Genomic DNA, 253 nt, shown 5'->3' on the forward strand with positions numbered 1-253 from the left:
CGCGGAACCCCGCACCACGCCCAGCACCCGGTGCCCGTTGCGCCGGGCGTCCGACAACCGCTCCACCGCCAGCACGCCCACACCCTCGCCGGCACTGAAGCCGTCGGCCGAGGCGGCGAACGGCTTGCAGCGGCCGTCCTCCGCCAGGCCCCGCTGCCGGGAGAACTCGACGAACGCCGCGGGGTTGGCCAGCACCATCACCCCACTCGCGAGCGCGAGGGAGCACTCGCCCTGCCGCAGCGCCTGCACCGCC

1 protein-coding gene is annotated in these 253 nt (G+C 76.3%); it reads right to left on the minus strand.

The genetic code is table 11. The features are described from left to right. Nucleotides 1-253 (minus strand): beta-ketoacyl synthase N-terminal-like domain-containing protein (locus GTY47_RS39985; protein ID WP_010049427.1); only part of this gene is annotated, 253 nt, incomplete at both ends.

Source organism: Streptomyces sp. SID5464 (assembly GCF_009862985.1).
GTDB lineage: Bacteria > Actinomycetota > Actinomycetes > Streptomycetales > Streptomycetaceae > Streptomyces > Streptomyces chartreusis_D.